This is a genomic window from Magnetospirillum gryphiswaldense MSR-1 v2 (assembly GCF_000513295.1).
GTDB lineage: Bacteria > Pseudomonadota > Alphaproteobacteria > Rhodospirillales > Magnetospirillaceae > Magnetospirillum > Magnetospirillum gryphiswaldense.
The window spans coordinates 3483773-3498462 of record NC_023065.1; the positions used below are offsets into that span (position 1 = coordinate 3483773).

The 14690-nt window shown below is 56.9% G+C and carries 14 protein-coding genes; all 14 read left to right on the forward strand.

The genetic code is table 11. The annotated features are described in order from the left end of the window. The 14 genes from neuB to MGMSRV2_RS16845 are packed head-to-tail and all read left to right on the forward strand — an operon-like array spanning position 1 to position 14689. A complete protein-coding gene (gene neuB / locus MGMSRV2_RS16780) occupies positions 1 to 1077 on the forward strand; it encodes an N-acetylneuraminate synthase (protein ID WP_024081553.1) in 1077 nt (358 codons plus the stop codon). 7 nt (positions 1078 to 1084) lie between these two features. After that, entirely contained in the window at positions 1085 to 1774 is a 690-nt protein-coding gene (locus MGMSRV2_RS16785) for a formyltransferase family protein (RefSeq protein ID WP_024081554.1), read from the forward strand. Further along, positions 1771 to 2823, forward strand: a complete 1053-nt coding sequence (locus MGMSRV2_RS16790) for a nucleotidyltransferase family protein (protein WP_024081555.1) — start codon at positions 1771 to 1773, stop codon at positions 2821 to 2823. Before MGMSRV2_RS16785 ends, MGMSRV2_RS16790 begins: the two co-directional genes overlap by 4 nt. Beyond that, positions 2820 to 3731, forward strand: a complete 912-nt coding sequence (locus MGMSRV2_RS16795; RefSeq protein ID WP_024081556.1) for a Gfo/Idh/MocA family protein — start codon at positions 2820 to 2822, stop codon at positions 3729 to 3731. Before MGMSRV2_RS16790 ends, MGMSRV2_RS16795 begins: the two co-directional genes overlap by 4 nt. Further along, positions 3728 to 4432 carry an acylneuraminate cytidylyltransferase family protein gene (locus MGMSRV2_RS16800; RefSeq protein ID WP_024081557.1) on the forward strand — a complete coding sequence of 235 codons (705 nt, stop codon included), beginning with the start codon at positions 3728 to 3730 and terminating at the stop codon, positions 4430 to 4432. The genes MGMSRV2_RS16795 and MGMSRV2_RS16800 overlap by 4 nt, the downstream gene beginning before the upstream one ends. Then, complete coding sequence (locus MGMSRV2_RS16805; protein WP_197538540.1) at positions 4363 to 5262, forward strand: SDR family oxidoreductase; 900 nt, start codon at positions 4363 to 4365, stop codon at positions 5260 to 5262. The genes MGMSRV2_RS16800 and MGMSRV2_RS16805 overlap by 70 nt, the downstream gene beginning before the upstream one ends. Before the next feature lie 19 nt (positions 5263 to 5281). After that, positions 5282 to 6598, forward strand: a complete 1317-nt coding sequence (locus tag MGMSRV2_RS16810; protein ID WP_041633712.1) for an N-acetyl sugar amidotransferase — start codon at positions 5282 to 5284, stop codon at positions 6596 to 6598. 7 nt (positions 6599 to 6605) lie between these two features. Next, on the forward strand, positions 6606 to 7361 hold the full coding sequence (gene hisF, locus MGMSRV2_RS16815) for an imidazole glycerol phosphate synthase subunit HisF (protein ID WP_024081560.1): 756 nt from the start codon (positions 6606 to 6608) through the stop codon (positions 7359 to 7361). A gap of 14 nt (positions 7362 to 7375) precedes the next feature. Continuing rightward, entirely contained in the window at positions 7376 to 8053 is a 678-nt protein-coding gene (locus tag MGMSRV2_RS16820) for a class I SAM-dependent methyltransferase (protein ID WP_024081561.1), read from the forward strand. 3 nt (positions 8054 to 8056) lie between these two features. Next, positions 8057 to 8695, forward strand: a complete 639-nt coding sequence (gene hisH, locus MGMSRV2_RS16825) for an imidazole glycerol phosphate synthase subunit HisH (protein WP_024081562.1) — start codon at positions 8057 to 8059, stop codon at positions 8693 to 8695. 34 nt (positions 8696 to 8729) lie between these two features. Next, positions 8730 to 9683 carry a sulfotransferase domain-containing protein gene (locus MGMSRV2_RS16830; RefSeq protein ID WP_158497781.1) on the forward strand — a complete coding sequence of 318 codons (954 nt, stop codon included), beginning with the start codon at positions 8730 to 8732 and terminating at the stop codon, positions 9681 to 9683. Positions 9684 to 9687: 4 nt separating this feature from the next. Continuing rightward, a complete protein-coding gene (locus MGMSRV2_RS16835; RefSeq protein WP_024081564.1) occupies positions 9688 to 11541 on the forward strand; it encodes a hypothetical protein in 1854 nt (617 codons plus the stop codon). A gap of 36 nt (positions 11542 to 11577) precedes the next feature. Continuing rightward, entirely contained in the window at positions 11578 to 13698 is a 2121-nt protein-coding gene (locus MGMSRV2_RS16840; RefSeq protein WP_144084327.1) for a B12-binding domain-containing radical SAM protein, read from the forward strand. After that, a complete protein-coding gene (locus MGMSRV2_RS16845; RefSeq protein WP_144084328.1) occupies positions 13634 to 14689 on the forward strand; it encodes a class I SAM-dependent methyltransferase in 1056 nt (351 codons plus the stop codon). Before MGMSRV2_RS16840 ends, MGMSRV2_RS16845 begins: the two co-directional genes overlap by 65 nt. The last annotated feature ends 1 nt before the right edge of the window (position 14690 follow it).

The window sequence follows — 14690 nt, forward strand, 5'->3', positions numbered from 1 at the left end:
ATGGCGTGCCTCATCATTGCCGAAGCCGGCGTCAACCATAATGGCGATATCGCTTTGGCCCACGCCCTTGTCGATGCCGCTGTCGCCGCCGGCGCCGACGTGGTCAAGTTCCAGACCTTCAAGGCCGACCGTATGGCGACCCAACGGGCGCCGAAGGCCGACTACCAAAACGTCACCACCGATTCGGCGGAATCGCAGCATGCCATGCTGCGCCGGCTGGAATTGACGCCCGCCATGCATGATGAGTTGATCGCTTATTGCCGTCAGCGTGGCATTCGCTTCTTATCGACTCCGTTCGATCGGCAAAGCTTGGCCTATTTGGCTGGTGAGGTGGGACTTGACCTGATCAAGATTCCCTCGGGCGAGGTGACCAACGGACCGTTGTTGTTGGATGCCGCCCGTACCGGCCGCGATATCATCTTGTCCACCGGCATGAGCGCGCTGGGCGAGGTGGAGGCTGCTTTGCAGGTGCTGACCTTCGGCATGCTCGAACCCACCCGGACGCCCGACGCGGCGCGGTTGGCTCAGGCGTGGCAAGTCACCGAGGGCCGGGTTCGGCTGCGGCAACGGGTAACCTTGCTGCACTGCACCACCGAATATCCGGCACCATTCGATTCGGTAAACCTAAAAGCCATGGAAACCATGCGCGCGGCCTTTGGCCTGCGTGTCGGCCTGTCGGATCACACGGTTGGCATCGCCATACCGATTGCCGGTGCGTCATTGGGTGCGGCAATCATCGAAAAGCATTTCACCATGGACCGGACCTTGCCCGGTCCTGACCACAAGGCCTCGTTGGAACCCTTGGAACTCAAGGCCATGGTCGAGGGCATTCGCGCCGTCGAGTGGGCCATGGGTGACGGGGTCAAATGTGCTCAAGAGGCCGAGATTAAGAATATGGAGATCGCTCGGAAAAGCTTGGTGGCGGCCTGCGCTATCAAGGCGGGGGAATTGTTCTCGGCGGAAAACCTGGATGTCAAACGTCCCGGAAGCGGCATCTCGCCCATGCATTATTGGGGCCTGCTAGGACGTCCGGCAAAGTGCGACTATGATGCTGATGACCTGATCGTGGAGTGGTGAAGCTTTCATGGCATCGATCCTGTTTATAGGCAAGCGTGACGACTTTTTTTGCGATCGGGCAGTGGAGTACATGCGGCTGCACTTTCCCGAGACGACATTCGTTCTGGCTCGGCGGGGCGATCCGCGGCCTGCGGTTTTCGACACGTGGCAGGGTGATTACATCGTGTCATATTTGTCGCCTTACATCGTACCGGGACACTTGCTGGCCCGTGCGAAACAGGCGTCCATCAACTTCCATCCGGGTCCACCGGAATATCCGGGGAGCGGCTGCACCAACTTCGCCCTTTATCATGAGGTCGAAGAATATGGTGTCACGTGTCACCACATGCTGGAAAAGGTGGATACCGGCGCCATTGTCGGGGTGCGTCGTTTCCCCGTCCTGCCAATCGATACGGTTTATGCCGTGACCCAACGCTGCTATGCGGCGTTGTTGGATTTGTTCTACGAGGTCATGGACCGTTTGGCGGTCGGGCAGCCGTTGCCGGAGCAACCGGACAAGTGGACACGTAAACCGTTCAAGCGATCCGAGTTGGACCTGCTTTGTGAGATTACTCTTGAAATGCCGGCGGATGAGGTCAAGCGCCGTATTCGGGCGGTGACCTTCCCCAACGCCCCCGGCGCCTACGTTGATCTGCATGGTCACCGTTTTACCTATGCCGGTCCTGTATCGCCCCGGAAGGAGGCTATGCGTCCGTGAGGAATTGGGTTCGAAATCTGGTTGGACCCGATGCCGAGGCGCGCTCGGTTATCGCAGCCCTTGATTCCACACAGCAGAAGATCGTCTTCGTGGTGGACGAACAGCGTCGTCTGCTCGGTTCGATTACCGATGGCGATGTCCGCCGAGCATTGCTGCGTGGTCTTGATCTGTCTGCTCCGGCGGAGCACGTCATGAACCATACTCCCATCACGGCGTCGATTTCAGTGGCGCGTGACGAAGTAATCACTCGCATGCGCAGCGCCAGCATCCGCTATATGCCTTTGCTTGACGGTGATGGCATCGTGCTGGACATCGCCGCGCTTAACGACGAAGAAGACGCTGGCGGGAAGGATAACTGGGTAGTGCTAATGGCGGGCGGATTGGGAACCCGGTTGCGTCCGCTTACCGACGACGTTCCCAAGCCGTTGATCCCGGTCGGCGGCAAGCCGCTTTTGGAAACCATCATCCAATGTTTTATCGACCATGGTTTCCGTCGTTTCTTTGTCTCCCTGAATTATAAGGGCGAGCTGATCAAACAGCATTTTGGTGACGGTTCTCGTCTTGGCTGCCAAATCATCTACATCGAGGAAGACGAGCGCATGGGAACCGCTGGCGCCCTGCGATTGTTGCCCGATCGACCCACGGCCCCGTTGATCGTCATGAACGGTGACTTGCTGACCAGCGTGAATTTTAGTCACTTGCTTGATTACCATCGCGAACACAAATCTGCGGCCACGATGTGTGTCCGCGAGTACAATTTCCAAGTGCCGTTTGGTGTGGTCGAGATGGATGCCCATCGGATCATCCGGATCGAAGAAAAGCCGCTTCAGCGCTTCTTCGTCAATGCCGGGATATACGTGATCAACCCGCATTTGCTGAACTTGATGCCCGATACGGGCTTCTACGACATGACCGAGCTTTACGCCAAGGCTATCGAAGGCGGCAATGCCGTCGCGGCTTTCCCTGTGCGTGAATATTGGTTGGATATTGGCCGCCATGACGACCTTAAGCGGGCCAACCTGGAATTTGCAGAGGTGTTTGCGCGATGAAGGCCGTTGTCATCGGTTTTGGTTCCATCGGGGCACGCCACGCCGAAGTCCTGAGTGCTGCCGGTCATCACGTCGCAGTGGTCAGTCGCCGCACGGTGGCGTGGCCAGACCGCTTTGCCTCGGTCGCTGAAGCCCTGGCGGTGTGGCGTCCGGGACTGGTGGTGGTGGCAAGCCGCACGATCGAGCACGCTTCCGATCTGGCGGCTCTCGCCGCCGCCGGCTATGACGGCGTGGTCATCGTCGAGAAGCCGCTCTACGACGTGCCAAAGCCGCTTCCGGCGAACAATTTCGCGCGGGTGGTGGTGGGCTACAATCTGCGCTTCCATCCGGTGATCGCCGCGTTGCGCCGTGTGGTTGCCGACCGCAACGTCCTGGCAGTGCATTCCTATGTGGGGCAGTACCTGCCGCAATGGCGGTCGCAACAAGATTATCGCCAGGGCTATTCCGCCCATCGCGACCAAGGCGGCGGTGTTCTGCGCGAGTTGAGTCATGAGTTGGACTTCGTGATGTGGCTGTTTGGCCGATGGCGCCGGGTTACTGCGATCGGCGGTCATTTCAGTCACCTGGAACTACAGGCCGATGACATCTTCACCTTGCTTCTTGAAACAGAGCGCACCCCGGTGCTGACCATCGCGTTGAATTTTCTCGACAGCCAAGTGCACCGGGAAATCGTCGTTCTGACCGATAGCGGCAGCGTTCGCGCCGATTTGGTCGCCGGAACGCTTGACGTTGACGGCGTCGTCGAGACGATTGCGGTGGATCGCAATTCCACTTTTGCCGCCCTGCACGCAGATTCACTGGCCACTTCTCCCACAAGTGTCTGCACTTTGGCCGAGGGTGAGAATGTCATGGAGCTGATCGCTGCTGCTGAACAGGCAGCCAAGACCGGAGAATGGATCTCAAGATGAAGCGTCTTTGCACCATCTGTGCCCGCGGCGGTTCGAAGGGCCTGCCCAGCAAGAACATCCGCTTGCTTGAGGGCAAGCCGTTAATCGCCCATACCATCGAGCAAGCCAAGCGTTTACGCCATTTGTTCGTCGGCATCGCGGTGTCGTCGGATTCAGAGGAAATCCTGGCGGTCGCCAGAGAATACGGGGTCGATTTCGCCATTCGCCGCCCGGATTCCATGGCCACGGATACGGCTTCTAAATTGCCGCCCATCCAGCACGCGGTTGAAGCCGTTGAGGCCGCGTTGAGCATCCATATCGGCGCGATCGTCGATCTGGACCCGACCTCACCGCTGCGCGGTGATGACGATGTGGTCGGCGCCGTCGCTTTGTTCGACAAGACCGGGTGCCAATCGGTGTTGACGGGGGCTCCGGCCCGCAAGTCTCCCTATTTCAACCAGATGGAATGGGACGAGGGCGGTTTCGTTCGTTTGGTCAAGCCCTTGGCAAATCCGCCGTTCCGCCGTCAGGACGGTCCGCAAGTGTTCGACATGAACGCTGCCGTATATGTCTGGCGCCGGGATCGCTTCATGGTTGACCCCAAGGTCTTTTATGAAGACAGCCAATTGTTCGTGATGCCCGAAGAACGGTCGTGGGATATCGACAACCTGATCGATTTCGAATTCGTCCAACTGATGATGGCCAAGGAAAAGCAGCAATGAGCACCGGAAAGCAGTTGAATCGCGATCTGTTTTCGCTGGCCGGTAAGGTGGCGGTAGTCACCGGCGGTACCGGTATTCAAGGCGTCCGCATCATCCGGGGCTTGGCGGCGTTCGGTGCCGACGTGGCCGTCGTCGATCTTGACCCGGAGCTTTGCGAGACCCAGGCAAAAGCCCTGTGCGCGGAATACGGTGTGCGGGCCATCGGCGTCTGCTGCGACGTGTCGCAAAAGGATCAGGTGGACGCCATGGTGAAGCGGGTAGTGGCGGAACTGGGTGGAATCCATGTTCTTCACAATAACGCAGCCACCAAGAGCAAAAATCCCCAGGATTTCTTCGTTCCCTTTGAAGATTTCAGCTTCGATGTCTGGCGCGACATCATGAGCGTCAATCTGGACGGTGTGTTTCTGGTGGCTCAGGCTGTGGGCAAGCAGATGCTCAGCCAGGGCACCGGCGGTTCGATTATTCAGGTTTCGTCCACCTATGGTGTCGTCGGCCCCGATTTCCGCATTTACGACGGTTCGCAATACATGGGCTTCCGGATCAGCACCCCGCCGGCTTATTCGGCTTCAAAAGCCGCAGTTTGCGGTTTGACCCGTTATCTCGCCACGTGGTGGGGGCCCAAGGGCATCCGCGTCAACACTTTGGTTCCCGGTGGGATCGAGAGCGGCCAAAACGAGGTCTTTCAGGACAATTATGGCGCACGCGTGCCGTTGGGACGCATGGCGAATGTGGACGAAATGGTGGGCGCTGTGGTTTATCTTGCCTCCGACGCGTCCAGCTACATGACCGGCCAGATGGTTGTGGTCGATGGCGGGTGGACCGCTTGGTGACGGGGAGTCAAAAGTAGCCATGCAAAAAATCATTTACCCGTCCTCCATTGATACTCGTCCTTTCGAGGGTGCAGGCAGCGGTATGGCACGTTACGGGCTGCCGGCGACGGTTCAGTTCTGCAAGCGATGCGTGATCTCGAATCAGCGGCCCAATTCTTCGGTGGAGTTCCGCAACACCGCCGACAGCCACAAAGCCACTATCCATTTCGACGCGGATGGAATCTGTGACGCCTGCCGTTTATCGGAACAAAAGGCGCTGACGATCGACTGGTCCGAACGCGACCGTGAATTGCGCGAATTGTGTGACCGCTATCGTCGCAATGACGGCCATTACGATTGCCTTGTCCCGGGTTCCGGGGGCAAGGACAGCTTCTATGCCGCTCACGTGCTCAAGTACAAATATGGCATGACGCCGCTGACCGTGACCTGGGCCCCGCATACCTATACGCCGTGGGGCTGGGACAATTTTCAGCGCTGGATTCACGCCGGTTTCGACAACAATCTGTTCACCCCCAACGCCCGGGTTCACCGTTTGTTGACCCGGTTGGCCGTGGACGTGTTGTTCCATCCCTTCCAAGCTTTTATTTTGGGGCAGAAGAACTTGGCCCCTAAAATGGCGGCGCTCTACGACATTCCCTTGGTGATCTATGGCGAAAGCGAAGCCGAATACGGCAATCCGCGCGGCGACGCCGAAAAGGCCAAACGCGATTGGACGTATTTCACCGCCAACGCCGAAAGCGATATCTTCCTGGGGGGTGTGTCGGTTGCCGATTTGAAGGAAAAATTCGGCCTGAAGCAGAATGATCTGGATGCGTATCTGCCGGCTAATCCGGAAAAGCTGGGCAAGGTCGGTGTCGAGGTTCACTACCTGGGCTATTATCTGAAATGGCACCCGCAAAGCTGCTATTACTACTCAGTCGAGCACGGTGGGTTCCAACCGTCGCCCGAGCGCACGCCCGGCACCTACAGCAAGTACAACAGCATTGATGATCGTATCGACGATTTTCACTACTACACCACGTTCATCAAGTTCGGCATCGGTCGCGCCACCTACGATGCCGCCCAAGAGGTTCGTTCCGGCGACATCGACCGGAACGAGGCCGTGGCGCTGGTGCGGCGTTATGACGGCGAATGGCCTGAGCGTTTCGCCGACGAGATCTTCCGCTATCTCAGCATCACCGAAAAAGAGTTTCCGGAAGCGCACATGATGTTCGAACGGCCGATCTTGGACCGCGAATATTTCATGAGATTGAGTGATCAATACCGCTCGCCCCATCTGTGGCGGTATCAAGATGGCGCGTGGAGTTTGCGTAACACCGTCTGGCAGGGAGGTTAATACCTCGATGTCCTTTCGTTTGATCGCACGGCTTGATGTCAAGGCGCCCTATCTAATCAAGGGCGTCCATTTGGAAGGCTTGCGCAAGCTGGGGCATCCTCGATTATTTTCCGAACGCTATTACCATGATGGGATCGACGAGATCGTTTACATTGATGCCGTTGCCAGCCTTTACCAGCGCAATACCATCACCGACCTCGTGCGTGAAACCGCTAAAAACGTTTTTATCCCGATCACTGTCGGCGGCGGCATTCGATCGGTCGAGGACGCCAAGGGGTTGCTGCAATCAGGGGCCGACAAGGTGGCGGTCAACACCGAGGCGATCCGTCGCCCGGATTTGATTTCGGAAATCGCCAACCGTTTTGGGGCTCAATGCATGGTTTTGTCCGTTCAGGCCAAACGCACTGGAAACCAATGGGAAGCGTATTGCGATCAGGGACGGGAACGGACCGGGTTGGATGTGATCGACTGGGTCAGGCGGGGGACAGAACTCGGCGCCGGCGAGATTTTACTGACGTCGGTTGACCGGGAAGGTACCGGGACGGGCTTCGATCTGGACTTGGTGCGCGCCGTTACGCAAGCCGTGTCCGTTCCGGTGATCGCCAGCGGTGGAATGGGGCGGTCAACAGACATGGTCGAAGCCGCCGAGGCTGGAGCAGATGCGGTAGCAATGGCTCGGGTTCTGCATTACAACGAGGTCACGTTATCTGACGTGCGGTCGCATGCACGTGCGGTCGGCCTCGTTATTCGTGAATTCATGTAAGAAAGTCAGACTCGATGACTACGGATTTTTCCGATCTTCATCAGACCATTGCCGCTATCTTGGAAAAAGAAATCTCTGAAGTTCCAGAGAGCTATAACAAGAAGCGGCCCTATCAATCGTATGAACGGATTCAATTTCCTGGCATTCGATGGTCGGTGGAGAAGCGGATTACCGAATACGGCCTTACCCGTTTTCTCGGCGCTGACAAAGTGGTGTTGGACATCGGTTCCAACTTTGGTTTCTTCGTGACCGAATTCGCCATGACCGGCGGCTCGGCCCACGGTGTCGAATGGAACGGCTATCTGAACGATATCGGCCGCGCCACCGCCCAGGCGTTGGGTGTGTCAGGCAAGGTTGATTTTTTCACCTGTTCCTTTGAGGATTTTATCGCCCCGCTACAATACGACGTCGTTTTTTCTCTCGCGGCCTTCTACACCGCTGACGGGCATGAGCGCACCGCCGCCCGGGATTATTTCGGCAAGGTCGAGGCGATGTTGAAGCCCGGGGGCGTGGTATTCTACGAATCCACCTCGTACACCAAGACCGAAGGCAGCGAGGCTTATTCCCATTACTTGGCGCGGACTTCTGTGCTCGATTGGCTACGGGAGAACATGGAATTGGTGGAGGAATATGAAACCCCGTCGGGAAGTGATGGGTATTTCCGCCAATTTGCCGTGGCGCGCCGGGTCTAGTCGATGACGGCCAAGGTCACCATTGTCGATTATGAAAGTGGAAACATTTTCAGCGTTGCCAGCGCGCTACGTCAGTGTGGTGCTGAGCCGATTATCAGCGCGGATCCAACGACGATTGCTCGTGCCGAGCGTTTGATCATTCCCGGAGTGGGAGCCTTTCACGAGGCGATGCGGCGATTGCGGGCCAAGGGACTTGTCGATGCGATCCGATCTTTCGGGGTATCGGGTCGTCCGTATTTAGGCATTTGCCTGGGCATGCAGCTCTTGCTTGAGGAAAGCGAGGAGTTCGGTTTATGCCAAGGTCTTGGTTTGTTCAAAGGCCGGGTTGTCCCGGTGCTGAATGTGGATACCTTGGGACGGCGGCTGAAGATCCCGCAGATTGGCTGGAACCGGTTGATTCCCAGCGAGGGGAGCACTGCGCTACCGGATCTCCTGCAACCAAGCAACCGCGCGTCGGATGTGTATTTCGTTCATTCATTTATGGCGGTTCCCGAGCAGGCGGCCCGTGTTGCCGATTGTGTCTATGGTGGTCACCGCGTCTGCGCCGCTATTCAGTCCGATGCGGGATGGGGCATGCAGTTCCATCCTGAAAAGAGTGGCGAATATGGCCTCGGTATCCTGAGGAACTTTCTTTCGATCTAAGGACTCTCTCTCAATGTCCCAGTTTAAACTTCAGATGGTCGAGACGCTGACGGAAAAGTGCGTATTCGTCGATGGATTGACTCGGACGGGCAAGATGTTGGTCACGCCTTTAGTGTCCAACTTGAAGCATGTTGAGTACGTCAACATTGCCGTAGAGATCGAGAACTGGGGCCTGTTGTGGCGAATGGGATTCGTCGATTCCAGCACTGCCGCAGCGTCGATCCGTATGGCGCTGAATTATTTCAGCTACGAGCGCATGGTTGGTCGCCACCTCAACACACGGTCGACCGATCAGTACAGCATCTATAAGTCGCTCAACCTCACGTCATTACTTCAGCGCAGCGTCGAGCCAGATGGTCGGCGTGCCGTCGAGAAATACCGGAAAGAAGGCTACATCCCCTGTTTCGTTACCCATGATACGCTCCCCAACATCGAAGTGTTTCTTGAGGCGCATCCCGGATTGATCGTTATCAATCCACTGCGTCATCCGGTTGATACAGTGATGTCCTGGTACCGGCGCGGCTGGGGGCAGCGTTATGGCACAGACCCCTTGGCGTTCACACCGACCGTGGCCACCGATAAAGCTCCGGTGCCGTGGTGGGCTATGGACAAGGTCGATGAATACGCTGTCGCTTCACCGTTGGAACGCTCTGTTATGGGCGTGCTCGCTGCCGAGAAAACATACGACGATGCCATGAAGCGGCTGGGCGCCGACGCCAGTAGCCACGTCTACACCTTGTGCTTCGAGCACATGGCGGTGAATCCGGAAGAGGAATTGGGCAAGTTGGCGGATTTCTTGGGAACCGAAATTCCGGCAGAGATGCGCACCATCTACGCGCGTGAACGCGTTCCCCGCTGCCTTGATGTTGCCGAGCAGCAGGCGAAACTCAAGGAAATCAAGGACGGCGTTTCCGCCGCGTGTTTCGACGCGATCGTCGCAGGCAGTCGGATCTACGAGGCCCGGTTTGGTCTGCCGGAGGTCGCATGAAATCATGAAGCCGCACTCCCTGACGGACCGACCCGCCACGTTAAACAGCCGATACAACCGACTGGCGCTGGTGAGTTCGCCGCGTCATTTGGCGCTTTTGAACAAGGAGGATGCCGACACCTTGGTCGTCATCTGCGATTGGCTGTTATGGCAATCGGCGGTGACGGACGGCTGGCACTGCGTCCATTTTGAAACTGCGCTGATCGACAACCACGCCCCCGATCCGCTCGATATGGACATCATGCTGAGGGCCAATGATTGGGTGTGGCTGGACGGCGTGGATCACACGCTGTTTCACGGGGTGTCGCTGGGGCGCCAGTTTTGCAGCACGGCGCAATATATCGTCTCAGCCTATTACCGTATGGACTTGGCCCTGCGCAAGCTGTTGTCGGAATTCAGCTGTCGTGAGGTGACCCTTTATGATTACTGGGTCGATCGCTATTTGGTGTCGCCGGATTTGCGTCATCTGATCGTCGCCACCGTCGCTCGCGACATGGGGGTGCACTTCGATGACCAACTGGATCCGGTGCTGCCGGGTGACCCGGCCCTGGCCGCCGCGCCATCGACGCTAGGTGCGCCGCCTACCGGTTGGCACAAGTTGGCCAAGCAATGTGGTCTGGCGCTCCATGGCTATGCCATGACGGTCATGGTGGCGGTTCAGCGCCGTTTGCGTCCACGGGTCAACCGTCCGTTGGTCATCGCTAATTGGAACATGGTGCGCTCGTTCCTACAGTCCGATCCCGCCGATGATTGCCAGCCCATGGTGCTGGCACCGACCCTGCCTAAAACCCTTAATTTGCTGCGCCGCTTTTGGAGCGCGAACATCTTGCCCTGTCCCTATCCGAGCGTTGGTCTGACGCAGCAGGAGAGGGAACAGATTGCGGCCATGGTGAAAGTCTACGAAGCGCACTGGAGCGAACCGGCTGAAGGTCTTGAAGAAGCGATGCGTCGTTTCATGCGCGCCAGTGTGCTGACACTCGACAACCTGTTGCCGTTGGCCCGCCAGGTCAAAAGTGTTCAAGCGTTCTTGCGGCGCTATCGCCCTAGTCGAATCGTTGTCGATGGTGTCAAAAGCCCGCCATTGTCGATTTTTCTTGAATTAGGGAAGGCGCAGGGGATTCCCGCCGATTATATTTGGCATTCACCCTTGGCTCCGCAGAATATCCGCTTCGATAACCTAGGCTGCGAATCGCGTCAGGAAGCGTTGGTCGAACGCTGCCTGTCCTGGGGCAAGTTCAACGACATGTGGCTGGAACGGATTGGCGCCGCCTGTTCCTCGGTGCGAGTTGGTAATCCCGTGTTGGCTAAGTACACCGCCATGAAGAAGTCAGGGGGCGGTCGTGATGTCGCCTTGTTGCTTCAGTTGGTGCCGGCGTTTTCCGACGTCCGAGGACTTTACTTGTCCCAATACGAATTCTTCGTTGAAGGTGTACGCCAATTAAATCAACTGGGATACAAACGCGTTATCTTTAAAATGCATCCCAGTATGTGGCGCGAGGAATATTACGAAGAAATCGCACGGCGTTTCGAGTTGAAGGTTGAAATCAGAAAGCATGGCCGTTTCGAGGATTATGTGCGCGAGGCGGATCTGGTCGTCGGGCCCATGGTGTCCGGGGCGATGCTGGAAGTCCTGGCGTCGGGGACACCCATGGTCGCCTATTTCCTGAAGCCGTCCACCTTGGATTCGACCTATTTCGATGGCCTTAATGTTCAGTCGGATATTTCGCGCCTGGGCGAGGCGGTGACAAATAACGAATTTCTCGACCCTGCTGTCGTTTTAGACCTATATTGTGACTCAGAGTGCGGCCAGAGCCCGGCAGAGCGGTTTTGGCAGGCGCTGTCTCGATCGCCGTTGTAGTGGGCACCTTATATTCGATTAATGGAGTTGGATATTATGAACGCCGTCGTTGCGCGCCCTCTGCGAATCGTGCTCAGCAGCATGAAGCATACCACCTCGGGCCGCCACTCTAGCTTCATGCCAGTGGCGATCGGTTTCATCGCTTCGTATCTCTTATCCAAGCTTGGTGATCGGGTTAAGGTCACGTTGCATGAAGATCCGGATGAGTTGCTGACTGTCATCAGGAACGAGTCGGTTGATGTGCTCGCATTGTCGCATTACTGCTGGAATGCCGAGCTTAATTATCTGACCATGCGTCACGCCAAGCGAATTAATCCGAATATTATCTGCGTCACTGGCGGCCCCGAGTTCCCGATACCCGAAGATTTCGAAAGCTGCCGTGAGTTTTTGCTCAAGCACGCGTCCATCGACATTCACGTCTACGGTGAAGGGGAAGTGCCTTTCGCCGCATTGATGGAGCGTCTTGCCGAGGGTGTCTCGCTTGAGCATTTGATGTCCAATCCGCAACTGGGCAGCATGTCGATCCACCCGCAAAGCGGCGAGTTGGTTCATGGACCGCGCCCGGATCGTCTGATGGACATGGACGTAATTCCGTCCCCCTATTTGATGGGGTTGATGGATCACTTCTTTGACGGCGAACATGCGCCCATGGTCCAGCTGGCGCGCGGCTGTCCCTATCAGTGCGCCTTCTGCGACGCTTCGCAATCTTGGTATTCCAAGGTTGGTCGCTTCAGCATGGGACGGGTGCGCGAGGAGTTGCACCTCATCGCCGAGAAGGTCAAGGATCATCCCCATCTGGTGCTGGCGATTACCGATTCTAATTTCGGGCAGTACAAGGAAGATGTGGAGGTGGCGACGATCTTGCGTGAACTGCGCGAGATCTATCACTGGCCCAACGCTTTCGACGTCACCAGCGGCAAGTCACAGCATGAACGCATTCTTTCGGTCTCGGACATGCTGGACAACAAGTTCCAGCTCTACAGCTCGACCCAGTCGTTCAACCAGGAAACACTGGAGATCATCAAGCGTAAGAACCTGGGGGGCGAGAAGTGGCACGAAGTGTTGGGCGAGGTCAAAAAGCGCCGGATGGAAACCGCTGCTGACTACATCATCCCCATGCCTAAGGAAACCAAGCAATCCTTTTTAGACGGCATGAAGATTTACCTTGAGGCTGGCGTTGATCTGATTGTCCCGCTTACCTTGGTGATGCTCAAGGGCACGCCGCTTGCGTCCAAAGAGCAACGTAGTTTGTACGAAATGCAGACTAAGTGGCGCTTGGTTTCCCGCAGTATCGGTACCTATGCCGGTGAACGCTGCTTCGAGGTCGAGGAAGTGTGTATCGCCACGAGCACTTTCTCGTTCCAGGATTACCTGGATTGCCGGGGCTTTTCTTACGCCACCATCTTGTTCCGCGATCCGCAATACGACGTAATCGAGAAGCATGTGCGAGAACTCGGCCTGTCGCCTTTCGAGTTCATCATGCGGGCGTGGGAGCTGATCCGGGACGGCAAGTCGCCGATCTCGGATATCTACGACGAATTCATCCGCCAGACGCGGATCGAATTGTTCGATGCGCCGGAATTGATCAAGGAGTTTTTTGACACGGAGGAGAGCTACGCCAAGTTGCTGACCGGTGAGTTGGGTGACAACTTGTTGCGGCGATTCCGGGCCATGGTGGTTATCGACCGCGCCAAGGAAGCGCTGATGTTTGCGTATGATTGCCTGTTCGACGTCGCGGGAGATCGGCTGACAGACGCCCAGCGCGCCGGCCTGGAAGCGTCGCGCCGTTGGGCGTCTTTGGTCCGCGACGTGGGGCCGGTGTTTGCCGGGCAGAATTTCGAAGGTGTGGAGCGTCTGCTTCACAGCGATTACGATATCCAGGCTTGGTACCAGGATCGCAGTGATAAGACCCTTGAGGATTTTTGTTATCAGACGACCTACCGTTTGTGGTTCGACGGCCAGAAGATTGGGGACATGCTGGGCACCGGCGAACGCATGTATGGCAAGGACAAGTACTTGAGCATTCCCAGGTTGTTGCTTTATTACGACGCCCGCCACTTCTGGTTCCGTTGCGATAGTGTGGAGCGTGAAGGTGCTGTTGGCGCTCGGCCTGATCGGGCGGGACTTGATTGGAAGCTACAAAACTGGTTATCTTGATCTTTTGTCTCTTCGGAGCTGTTTTTTCATGTCTGACATTCACGGCGAGGCTGAAGCATTCGATCGCCAAATCGCTGAACGCATCGCAAATGGTCACATCCCTGATCTTCGTCGGGTTCAGGATTGTGATTATTTTTACGCCAATCCCTGGCGTCGAAAGGCCTATGTCGATTTGGACTTTGGCCAATTGTTCTCCCGCTTCGACAAGGCATTACGGGAGCATGCCCGGTCAGAGCCTGGACAGCCCTTGCGCATCTTGGAAGTTGGCAGCGGCCCAGGTTATTTGGCGTTGGAATTGGCGCGCGCCGGTCACGATGTCACTGGCATTGATGTTTCCACCGGAGCGGTGGCCGTAGCTCGCAAGTACGCAGAGGAAGACCCCTGGAAGGCGGAACGGGGCCCGTTGCGCTATTTGGTGGACGACTTCCAGACCACCGCTGAATTGGTGGCCGGTTCATTCGACGCCGTGTTGTTCATGGGGGCGCTGCATCACTTTCCCGACCAGGGCGGTGTTGGCCAAAGAGTGGAAGAACTGCTGAAGCCCGGAGGGGTGGTGTTGGTCCACGAGCCCACCCGTGACCGTATCTCTGAACCGATGATCGAGCTGCATTACCTGATCCGGTTGCTGCTGTCCTTAGGTGGCGGTTATCACGAAACGCTGCCGATTCCCGAGACCCCGGAACAGAGAGCAGAGCTCTTTCACGAGATCAAGAAAGAGGTTGAATTCGTCGATGAGAGTGGTGACAAGACCCAGTCGCCAAACGATAACGAAGCCGGCTACAAAGAAATGAGGGTCATGCTCAGTCGCTTTCAGGTGGTTCACGAGGAAGATACCTACGCCTTCTTCCACGAGGTCATCGGCGGCTTGCGTTTCGACGAGGCGACCAATGCCAAATTGGCCCTCTATCTGCGTGATGCCGATGCGCGTCTGGTCAAGGGCGGAGTGCTGCCTGCTTACGAGTTCTTCTTCATTGGCCGCAAGGGAGGATGAC

Excerpts from the sequence above, each read along its gene's own strand:
- MGMSRV2_RS16810 (WP_041633712.1), top strand. The coding sequence starts at position 5,282 with ATGCAAAAAATCATTTACCCGTCCTCCATTGATACTCGTCCTTTCGAG.
- hisF (WP_024081560.1), top strand. The coding sequence starts at position 6,606 with ATGTCCTTTCGTTTGATCGCACGGCTTGATGTCAAGGCGCCCTATCTA.
- MGMSRV2_RS16830 (WP_158497781.1), top strand. The coding sequence starts at position 8,730 with ATGGTCGAGACGCTGACGGAAAAGTGCGTATTCGTCGATGGATTGACT.
- MGMSRV2_RS16820 (WP_024081561.1), top strand. The coding sequence starts at position 7,376 with ATGACTACGGATTTTTCCGATCTTCATCAGACCATTGCCGCTATCTTG.
- MGMSRV2_RS16795 (WP_024081556.1), top strand. The coding sequence starts at position 2,820 with ATGAAGGCCGTTGTCATCGGTTTTGGTTCCATCGGGGCACGCCACGCC.
- MGMSRV2_RS16785 (WP_024081554.1), top strand. The coding sequence starts at position 1,085 with ATGGCATCGATCCTGTTTATAGGCAAGCGTGACGACTTTTTTTGCGAT.
- MGMSRV2_RS16835 (WP_024081564.1), top strand. The coding sequence starts at position 9,688 with ATGAAGCCGCACTCCCTGACGGACCGACCCGCCACGTTAAACAGCCGA.
- MGMSRV2_RS16800 (WP_024081557.1), top strand. The coding sequence starts at position 3,728 with ATGAAGCGTCTTTGCACCATCTGTGCCCGCGGCGGTTCGAAGGGCCTG.
- MGMSRV2_RS16840 (WP_144084327.1), top strand. The coding sequence starts at position 11,578 with ATGAACGCCGTCGTTGCGCGCCCTCTGCGAATCGTGCTCAGCAGCATG.
- hisH (WP_024081562.1), top strand. The coding sequence starts at position 8,057 with ATGACGGCCAAGGTCACCATTGTCGATTATGAAAGTGGAAACATTTTC.
- neuB (WP_024081553.1), top strand. The coding sequence starts at position 1 with ATGGCGTGCCTCATCATTGCCGAAGCCGGCGTCAACCATAATGGCGAT.